The sequence below is a fragment of the Amycolatopsis sp. H20-H5 genome (assembly GCF_035828755.1).
Taxonomy (GTDB): domain Bacteria; phylum Actinomycetota; class Actinomycetes; order Mycobacteriales; family Pseudonocardiaceae; genus Amycolatopsis.
The window spans coordinates 103,962-110,938 of record NZ_JAYMZS010000010.1 but is presented as its reverse complement, the minus strand read 5'-3'; the positions used below and the strand labels follow the sequence as shown (position 1 = coordinate 110,938).

The following is a 6,977-nucleotide window of genomic DNA, read 5'->3' as shown; positions in this document are numbered from 1 at the left end:
GCCTGCCGCGGCTGGCCATCGCCAGTACGGAGCCGGATTCGGCGGCCTGGAACACGGGATCCACCCGTCTTCGGGAGCGGCGGACCAGGCCGGGGAACTCCGGCCCGAACGGCTCCATCCGCCTGCCCGCGCGCCACGACCGCTCCCACCAGCCGGCGAGCACCAAGCCGGCCGGCAGGTCCGGCACGTTCCCGGCGGCGGGCGGATCCCAGCCGTGCTCGGCGATCCAGTCCCGTCCGTGGCGCGTGGACCGGGTGCCGTGGGTGATGACCACGGGCCAGTGCTCGGCGGCCGACGCGGACGTGGCCAGCCCTCGGTAGGTGCCTGGATCGAGTGCGGCGTCGGAGACCCACAGCCGCCCCCGCTGCCGCCCGGCGGACGGTGGGACGGCGGGCCGCTGTCTGGAACGGAACGGGATGACGGTCATGGTTCCCCCTGCTCGTGCTCTTCCCGTGGACGGGATGTGGACTGATGCTCGAACATTAGTTCGATGGTGCGACAGTTTGAGGAGATGGGGTGAGGAGATGGGGTGAGGGGTTGGGGTGGGGGGTTGGTGGAAAGTGCTGGTGGGTAAGGGATATCTCTCGGAAAGATGAGGTCTGGACTTCGCCTGATCGGGTGATGGAATGGGCGTGGGTAGGGCGGTCCCCACCTCGCTTCGGTGGGTTGCCGGATGGGATCACCTGGTCGCCGGTCCTACTTTGGAGCAGGACTTGACGGTGGCTGAAGGAAAGAGGGCGCTCATGGCGCTGGAGACGGACCGGTCGCAGGCCGATTCCCCAGTACGGCAAGGAGTTCCCGGGCGAGCGTGGTGGCGGCGGCCGTGGGTGCTGCCGCTCGGGGTGGTGGCCGTCGCGTTCCTGTGTTACTCGCTGCCGCCGTATCTGGCGCTGGACCCGGCGGGCTCACGGGTGCCCGCGCCGCAGGGTTTCGCCGCGCACTACTTCGTGCTCGTCGGCCATGTGCTGTTCGGTTCGGTCGCCATGCTGACCTGCTGCCTGCAGATCTGGCCGTGGTTCCGGCGCCGGTATCCGCTGGCGCACCGCCGGATCGGCCGCGTGTACGTCTTCGCCGGTGTCGTGCCGTCAGCGCTGCTGGCGATCACGGTGGGCTCGGTCAGTCCGTTCGGCCCGGTGACGGTGGTCAGCGACGTCCTGCTCGGCGTGGTGTGGCTCGGGTGCACGACGGCGGGCTGGCGGGCGGTGCGGCAGCGCCGGTTCGCCGATCACCGCCGGTGGATGATCCGCAGCTTCGCGCTGACCATGTCGATCATCGTCAACCGGATCGTCGGCCCACTGGCGGCGGCGATCCTCGCCCCCCGGCTGGCCACGACCTTCGACGGCAGCGAGGTCGCGCTGGGGCAGTCGATCGCGGGGCTGTCCGCCTGGACGAGCTGGGTGCTGGTACTGCTCGTCGCCCAGTGGTGGCTGGACCGCAAACCGGCCAGGAAGGTCAGCGCGTCAGTTCCCGCGCGATGATCGTCCGCTGGACCTCGGACGCGCCTTCGTAGATCCGCGGCGCGCGGACCTCGCGGTAGAGGTGTTCCAGCAGGTGGCCTCGCCGCAACGCCCGCGCACCGTGGATCTGCACCGCCGCGTCGACGACGTACTGGGCCGTCTCGGTGGCGAACAGCTTCGCCATCGCGGAGCGCTTCGCCGGCCTCTCCTCACCCGCGTCGTAGGCGGCCGCGGCGGAGTAGACCAGCAGGCGTGCGGCCTCCGTGCGGGTGGCCATCTCGGCGAGCGTGTGGGCGACGGTTTGCTGACGCAGCAACGGTCCGCCGAACGCGACGCGTGTACCGGCGTACGCCACGGCAGCGTCCAAAGCGGCCTGGGCCATGCCCACCGCGAACGCCCCGACGCTGGGGCGGAACAGGTCCAGGGTCCGCATCGCGACGCCGAAACCGCGGTTCTCCTCGCCGAGCAGCTCCTCGCGGTGGACGGGCACGCCGTCGAACACCAGTGTGCCGATCGGATGCGGGCTGACCAGGTCGAGATGCTCGCCGGACAGGCCGGGCCGGTCGCCGGGGACGACGAACGCGCTGACCCCGCGCGAGCCCGCGTCGGGGGTGGTCCGCGCGAACACCGTGTAGAAGTCGGCCTCGGGAGCGTTGGAGATCCACATCTTCTCGCCGGTCAGCCGCCAGCCGTCGCCGTCACGCTCGGCCGAGAGCTCCAGCGCGGCGGCGTCCGAACCGGCGCCCGGCTCGGTCAGCGCGAAGGCCGCGACGGCGTCACCGGCGGCGACCGCGGGCAGCCACCGCTGGACCTGCGAGTCCTGCCCCGACTGGAGAATCGGATAGCTGCCGAGCCCTTGAAGGGCCAGCGCAGTCTCGGCTTCGGTGTTCTGGGTCGCCAGTGATTCCCGCAGGATGCAGAGGTCCGTGGCCGCCGCTTCGCGCGACGGACTGCCGGTTTCGACGCCGGGAAAGAGCCGCGCGAGCAGGCCCAGCGAGCCCATTTCCTTGAGCAGCGGCCGATTCACCGCGCCCTCGGCCCCGGCTTCGGCGAGCGGGCCGAGCCGCTCGGCGCCCAGCCTGCGGACTTCGTCGGCGAAGGCGCGCTGATCGGTGTCGAGCGAGAAGGCGGTCATCGGTCACTCCCTGGTCGCCAGCGGGCGTGCGCGGTGCCCGGATCCCCGGATCGCAGCAGCTCCAGCCGTGGTTTCGGGCCGTCACTGCGGCCGCCCTGCGGTTTGCGGCTGCCCGCCGCGTACGGCCGTGGCCATGGCATGACGTAGCCCTGGTCCGCCGCCGCGTGCAGCGTCCACTGTGGATCGTAGAGGTGGGTCCGGCCGAGTGCGCAAAGGTCGGCGCGCCCCGCCAGGATGAGTGAGTTGACGTCGTCGTAGGACGAGATCGCGCCGACGGCGAGCACGGCGATCCCGTACTCGCGGCCGATCTCGTTGCGGATCCGGTCGGCGTACGGCGTCTGATAGCTCCTGCCGTACAACGGTTTCTCCTCGCTGACTACCTGTCCGGTCGAGACGTCGATGCCGTCCGCGCCGTGCCGGGCGAACGCCCGCGCGATCTCGACGGCCTCGTCGGCGTCGACCCCGCCGTCGTGCCAGTCGGTGGCGGAGATCCGCACGGTCATCGGCCGGTCGGCGGGCCAGGCGGCGCGGACGTCGTCGAAGACCTCGAGGGGGAAACGCAGCCGGTTCTCCAGCGAACCACCGTAAGCGTCCGTGCGGCGGTTGGTCAGCGGCGAGAGGAAGGACGACAGCAGGTAGCCGTGCGCGCAGTGCAGTTCCAGCAGGTCGAACCCGGCGCGGCCGGCGGCTTGCGCGGACAGGGCGAACTCGCGGCGCAGCTCGGAAAGCTCGGCCACGGACAGCTCCCGCGGCGTCTGGTTCGCCGCGGCGTACGGCAGGGCGGACGGCCCGACCACCGGCCAGTTGCCTTCCGTGAGCGGCTCGTCGATGCCGTCCCACATCAGTTTCGTCGAACCTTTGCGCCCGGAATGACCCAGCTGGACGCCGATCCGCGCGGGACTGTGCTCGTGCACGAAGTCCGCCACCCTGGCCCAGGCCTGTTCCTGTTCCTGGGTGTACAGCCCGCCGCAGCCGGGCGTGATCCGGCCGGTCGCGGAGACGCACACCATCTCGGTCATCACCAGCCCGGCGCCGCCGAGCGCCTTGCCGCCGAGGTGCACCAGGTGGAAGTCGGTCGGGACGCCGTCGCGCGCGGAGTACATGTCCATCGGTGACACGACGACCCGGTTCGCCAGCTCCAGCTGTCCCAGCTTGAACGGCTGGAACATCGGCGGCCGGACCTCGGTGCCGAGCGTCGAGGCGAACCAGGAGTCCAGCTCCCCGACGAAGCCGGGATCGCGCAGCCGCAGGTTGTCGTAGGTGACCCGGCGGCTGCGGGTGACGATGTTGAACGCGAACTGCGGCGGGTCCTGATGGGTGTACTGGGTGACGTTCTCGAACCATTCCAGGCTCGCCTGCGCGGCCCGCTGGGTGGACGTGACGACGGGGCGGCGCTCGGTTTCGTAGGCGGCCAGCGCCTCGTCCACCCCCGGCTGCTCGTGCAGGCAAGCGACCAGCGCCAGCGCGTCCTCCATGGCCAGCTTGGTGCCGGAGCCGATGGAGAAGTGCGCGGTGTGCGCGGCGTCGCCCAGCAGGACGACGTTGCCACGGCGCCAGCTCGCGCACCGGACCGTGCCGAACTCGGTCCACTTGGAGTTGTTGGCGAACACCTGGTGATCCCCGAGCACACCGGCACACAGTTGGCGAATGAGCTCGATCGACTTCTCGTCACTCTCACCCGGCGCGAGCCCGGTCGCGGCGACCTCGCCGAACGCGCGCTGCCAGACGTCCTCGTGCAGTTCGAGGATGAACGTGCTCGCGTTCCGGCTGTACGGGTACCCGTGGACCTGCATGACACCGTGCGGCGTGTCGAGGATGTGGAACTTGAAGGCGTCGAAGACGAGATCGGTCCCGAGCCAGATGTACCGGCACCGCCGCGTCTCGACGCTCGGCCGAAAGGTCTCCGCGAAGCGCGCGCGGGTGGGCGAGTTGACCCCGTCAGCCGCGACGACGAGGTCGTAGGCCCCGGTCAGGGTCCCGACGTCGGGCGCGGGCGTGCGGAACCGCACGTCGACGCCCAGCTCGGCACAGCGCTCCTGCAGGATCCCCAGCAAACGTTTGCGGCTCATCGCCGCGAAGCCGTGGCCGCCCGAGGTCGTGATGGCGCCGCCATGATGGACGTCGATGTCGTCCCAGCGCGCGAATTCACGCTCCATGGCCTGGTAGACGGCGGTATCGGCATGCTCGATGCCCCCGAGCGTCTCGTCGGAGAACACCACCCCGAAGCCGAACGTGTCGTCCGGGGCGTTCCGCTCCCAGACGGTGATCTCGTGCCCCGGATCAAGCTGTTTCGCCAGCGCGGCGAAGTACAACCCCGCCGGACCACCCCCGAGCACAGCGATTCGCATCCCGTCAGGGTATGTCGCACCAGACACGACCGTCAACAACACGAAACATCACCTAGGATGCCCCCATGGCTCTTGAGCGCATCAACCCCGCCGAGCTCGGCCGCCCCTCAGGCTTCTCCCACGCCGTAGCGGCCGAAGGACGCGTAGTCTTCCTGGCCGGCCAAACGGCACTGGACCACAACAACCGCATAGTCGGCACAACCGTGGTGGACCAGTTCGAGCGAGCTCTCACCAACCTCCTGACAGCGCTACGCGCGGCAGGCGGCGAGCCAACAGACCTCGCGAGCGTCACGATCTACATAGTCGACATGGACGACTACAAAGCCCACGCCCGCGAAATCGGAGCAGTCTGGCGCCGCCTGGCCGGAACCGCCTACCCGGCAATGGCCGGAATAGGAACAAACCGCCTCTGGGACACCGAAGCCCTAGTAGAACTCCAAGGCTTCGCGGTCCTAGCCCCCACCACCACCGCCGACTGTCCCTGAAGGCCACCTTCACGGCGTAAAACGCCGTGAAGGTGGCCTTCAGGGACAGTCAAACCACGCGCACCCGGGGAGCACCCCCGAGCGCCCTGAGCGGACCGTCTATGGCAGAAAACGCCTTAAAAGGTCCGTTCATCCCACCCCCAAACCCGCACATCACCAACCCCCAACACCGAGCGCTACCCCCAACCACCGCCAAGACCCACCCCACCCGGCCTCGAACCCCAAGCCATACGGTGGCCGAACCGCCCAGACTTGGCACGTTCGCCTCGAACCCCAAGACATGTGGTGGCCAAGACCGCCCAGACTTGGCCACGCCTGGCCTCGCACCCCAAGACTTCACAGTGCGCGGAACCACCCAAACTCAGCCACGCCACTCGCCGGTTCATCCAGACTCGCCCCCGACACACACCACTAAAACCCAACCCCCGCTATCCGGGACCACAGCGTCTCCGCGAGCTCTGCGAGTGGAGACTTCACCGCCGCGCGCCCTCTTTTGCGGCCGCCAGGCCGCCCCAACTCGCGACGGTAGGTCGCCCCCCTGCAAGCAAAAGCCGCACTTACGCTGGGAGTCGGGGCGACCTGGCGGCGCGAGTTTGTGAGCGCGCTGGCCAAAAAACACAGGCTTCTAGCCGCACCTCAGGACCCGGCTACCCAATCCGCCCAAGCACGTACCCCCGGGCAAGCCTTTCAAGCCGCGCGTGCAGAGAAAAGAACAGCCCCGCGGCCCGGCTCCCGGCCCAGTCCGTCGGCAGCAGCTCGGCGGGCAGCCCCGGGTCCAGATACGGCAGCCGCCGCCAGTCCGTCAACGCTCGCACGTAGCCCGCGAAAGCCCCGGCCTCAGACCCGTCCCACCGCTCGAGCGCAGCCCCGTGCTCCTCGATGAAATCGGTATAGAGCTCCTCGAGCTGGTCGAGGTCCCACCACTCCCGCACCTTGACCGCGAGATCCCCGAAAGCCAAATGCTCGGCCCGGAACAGCTCCGCGTACCCGTCGAGACCGTGCCGCCGCAACACTTCTGCCGTCGCGTCGTGCAGATGCGCGGGCGCGATCCAAACCCCGGCCGACGCGGTCCCGAATCCCAGTCTTGCCAACTGACTCCGGAGAACGTGCCGCTTGTGCCGCTCGGCCTCGGGCACCGAAAATACCGCCAGCAGCCACCCTTCCGCCACTGTCGCCCGCTCCCGCCGGAAGATCCGCTGGTCCCCTTCCCGCAGGATCGCCAGCGCAGCCTCGGAAAGCTCGTAGCCGGCGGCTCCGCCCCGGCGTACGGCGTTGAGAATTCCGCGCCGCTTGAGCCGTGAGATCGACGACCTGACCGCGGGCTCGTCGACGTCCACTTCGCCGAGCAGGTCGATGAGCGACGCGACTGACAGCCATCCGCCCTCTTCGCGCGAGTAGAGCCCGTACACGGTCACGATCAGCTGGCGTGGCTGTGCCGCGCGCGCCGAACCGTCGAGCTCGGTTGTGTCTGGTGCGGCCGTCACCTGGCCACAATAACAACCCACGACGACAACCCGGCGGGCTAAACTCGGGCGGAGACAAAAGGGGGTTC

Annotated in this window: 5 protein-coding genes and 1 pseudogene; 2 read left to right on the top strand and 4 right to left on the bottom strand. The window is 69.3% G+C overall.

Annotated elements, in window-relative coordinates; genetic code table 11:
- Window positions 1-427, bottom strand: a pseudogene (locus QMK34_RS08180) (DUF4253 domain-containing protein); the annotation flags it as partial.
- A 292-nt stretch (window positions 428-719) separates the two neighbouring features.
- Between QMK34_RS08180 and QMK34_RS08175 the strand changes: the two are divergent.
- Window positions 720-1,478 (top strand): DUF2306 domain-containing protein, encoded by a 759-nt coding sequence (locus tag QMK34_RS08175; protein ID WP_442785113.1) that lies wholly within the window; start codon window positions 720-722, stop codon window positions 1,476-1,478.
- Here QMK34_RS08175 and QMK34_RS08170 read toward each other — a convergent pair.
- Both QMK34_RS08170 and QMK34_RS08165 read right to left on the bottom strand, forming a co-directional pair.
- Window positions 1,453-2,592 (bottom strand): acyl-CoA dehydrogenase family protein, encoded by a 1,140-nt coding sequence (locus QMK34_RS08170; protein WP_326413081.1) that lies wholly within the window; start codon window positions 2,590-2,592, stop codon window positions 1,453-1,455. The genes QMK34_RS08175 and QMK34_RS08170 overlap by 26 nt on opposite strands.
- Window positions 2,589-4,940, bottom strand: a complete 2,352-nt coding sequence (locus QMK34_RS08165) for a bifunctional salicylyl-CoA 5-hydroxylase/oxidoreductase (RefSeq protein ID WP_326413080.1) — start codon at window positions 4,938-4,940, stop codon at window positions 2,589-2,591. The genes QMK34_RS08170 and QMK34_RS08165 overlap by 4 nt, the downstream gene beginning before the upstream one ends.
- 65 nt (window positions 4,941-5,005) lie before the next feature.
- Between QMK34_RS08165 and QMK34_RS08160 the strand changes: the two genes are divergently transcribed.
- A complete protein-coding gene (locus tag QMK34_RS08160; protein ID WP_326413079.1) occupies window positions 5,006-5,425 on the top strand; it encodes a RidA family protein in 420 nt (139 codons plus the stop codon).
- Between the two features lie 647 nt (window positions 5,426-6,072).
- On the opposite strand, the gene QMK34_RS08155 is transcribed toward QMK34_RS08160, so the two are convergent.
- A complete protein-coding gene (locus QMK34_RS08155; protein WP_326413078.1) occupies window positions 6,073-6,909 on the bottom strand; it encodes a PaaX family transcriptional regulator in 837 nt (278 codons plus the stop codon).
- Between the last annotated feature and the right edge of the window lie 68 nt (window positions 6,910-6,977).